The organism is Mesorhizobium sp. M4B.F.Ca.ET.089.01.1.1, assembly GCF_004022605.1.
GTDB lineage: Bacteria > Pseudomonadota > Alphaproteobacteria > Rhizobiales > Rhizobiaceae > Mesorhizobium > Mesorhizobium abyssinicae.
Genome location: NZ_RZOS01000857.1, coordinates 1 through 1266 on the forward strand (window position 1 = coordinate 1; position 1266 = coordinate 1266).

The following is a 1266-nucleotide window of genomic DNA, read 5'->3' on the forward strand; positions in this document are numbered from 1 at the left end:
ATGCGGAGCTGGTCGTGGTCAGGGTGAAGCCCGAGTCGATCCAGCAGCACCCGCAGAAGGTAGGCCACCTCGGTTCCAGGGGTGCCCCGGTAGGTGTGCAGCTCGTCGACTACGAGATGGAATACATTCCGCGGGTCGAGTCCCAGCCAATGACGGGTGGCATCGAAGATGGGGGCCTCGACACCTCTCATCAGCATGATGTTCAGCATGCTGTAGTTCGTGATCAGGATGTCAGGCGGGCTGTCCTGCATGTCCCACCGGGACCACATCTCCGCACCCTCCATGCTCTGGAAGAAGCGGGCGGCTTCGGGTGATCCGGCGACGGCCAAGGCATCTCGCTCTAGCGATGCGAGCTCACGCCGCAGCTCTGCTTCTTTGCCCGAGGATGACGGATCGCCTGCGACCGGCGTGCGGCCGGTGTAGCGGCCGAAATAGAGCCGGTTGCCGCGGCGGTGGCTGTCGAGCCAGTTTTTTGCATGGTCGCTGTCAAAGCCCAGGCGGAGGCGGACGAGCTGGTCTTCCGCCAGCGCGTTCAGCGGATACATCACCAAAGCACGCATCGCCGGCGGGCGGGTCGCGGGATCCTCGTGGCCCCGCTGAGAGACGCGCGGATGGTATCGCTGTCCGGACGGACCGTCGTGATTCCACCAGTCATGCTCGGCCGGCGCGGCTCCGGGAGCTCCCCATCCGGAGGATTCGGCGACAAGCGCCGCGGGAAACAGGCCCTGCGACACGAAATCCGATATGTCGGTGATGAGCTGGGACGGGAGGAGTCCGCCGAGGATGTCGGCCGCCGCGGAGGCGAAGTTGCGGCCGCTCGTGGCGTATGGTGGCGCCGGCTCGATAAGCGGGCGGCGGTACAGGTGGCCATCGGCATCGAGAAGCGCGCGACGCTCGGCGACCAAGCTGTCGTAGCGGAGGTCGAAGGGGCTATCCAGGTAGCGCAGATAGATGTCGCGCATGCGCTCGAAGATCGAAACCGGGTTCGTCATTACTTCCCTCTCTCCCCAATAGTTCGCAGGGCATCTGATATTGCCGCTGCAACCGGGGCGGTGACCCCGGAGTAAACGAGCCGCCGCTCCGCGACGGTCGGTAGCATGCCGGAACAGACGACCAGGGCGCGGTCGATGAGGCCAGGCGGCCGGACCGTGATCGGGAAGCTGGCGATGCCCTTAGACAGGTCGAGGCGCATCGCACGTTGCCGGCGGCCCAGAACCCAGAACTTCGCCACGGCGGGATCTCCCGCGAGGCACCTCCCGCCGTGGC

At 65.9% G+C, this 1266-nt stretch carries 1 protein-coding gene and 1 pseudogene; both read right to left on the reverse strand.

Translation table 11 applies throughout. The annotated features are described in order from the left end of the window. A pseudogene (locus tag EN780_RS34530) lies at window positions 1-992 on the reverse strand (helicase); the annotation flags it as partial. Then, a partial coding sequence (locus EN780_RS34535) for a hypothetical protein (protein ID WP_210215081.1) occupies window positions 992-1266 on the reverse strand: 275 nt, incomplete at its 5' end. The gene EN780_RS34535 and the pseudogene EN780_RS34530, both read right to left, overlap by 1 nt.